1 protein-coding gene is annotated in these 762 nt (G+C 69.2%); it reads left to right on the top strand.

Going from position 1 to position 762, the window contains the following annotated elements:
- The first annotated feature begins 141 nt into the window (after positions 1-141).
- A complete protein-coding gene (locus ETD85_RS62560; protein ID WP_138699133.1) occupies positions 142-687 on the top strand; it encodes a hypothetical protein in 546 nt (181 codons plus the stop codon).
- Positions 688-762: the final 75 nt, after the last annotated feature.

The following is a 762-nucleotide window of genomic DNA, read 5'->3' as shown; positions in this document are numbered from 1 at the left end:
GCATGCGGGTGGCGGGTGGTGGCATCCGGCACGGTGTCGGGGTGGACAAGGGGACGGGTGGGGGTGGGTGTGACCTGTTTCACTCTGGTTCGTACGAACTCATGCGGTTGATCGTGGATCTTACAAAGCGTGAACACACCAATGCGTAGCCTCCTGGCCGGCGGTGCCGCCGCGGCAGTGGTGCTGACGTCCGGCGTGGCCGCTCAGGCCGCCACCGCCGCCCACCCCGCCGCCGTGAGCGCCGCGGCGGCCTGGCCGAAGTACCAGGCGCCCAAGACCTTCGGCACGAGCTTCCAGGCCGACCCGAAGCACGACTTCACCAAGGGCATCCACTCCCGGCACGACGGCATCCTGCGGGGCTGGATCACCTTCGTGCGGGGCGGCGTGGCCGAGTACGCGCCGATCAAGTGGAAGAAGGGCACCCAGACCGAGGGCCACTTCGTCGGGCCGTCCGAGGGGGACGCCAGGGCGTACGCCTCGCCGATCGCGAAGAACGTGGTGTTCCTGTCGGCGTACGGGTGCAAGTCGTCGATGACGGACCTGACGGTCAACAGGAAGAACGGGCTCGGCAGCAAGCGCTGCTCGCGTTCCACGCTGATCAAGCGGCACGGCGGTCACCGGCAGCCGGCGCTCATCACGGTGTACAAGGGGAAGATCGTCCAGGTCCAGGAGATCTTCACGCCCTGACCCCGCTCGCAGACGCCCCGTGCCCCGTGGGGGCGGGCACGGGGAGTCGAGGGCGTACGAGACGGGAGCCGGGGG

The sequence above is a fragment of the Nonomuraea zeae genome (assembly GCF_005889725.1).
GTDB classification, from domain to species: Bacteria; Actinomycetota; Actinomycetes; order Streptosporangiales; family Streptosporangiaceae; genus Nonomuraea; species Nonomuraea zeae.
The sequence above is the reverse complement of the archived record's forward strand: the minus strand, read 5'-3'. Positions and strand labels throughout refer to the sequence as shown.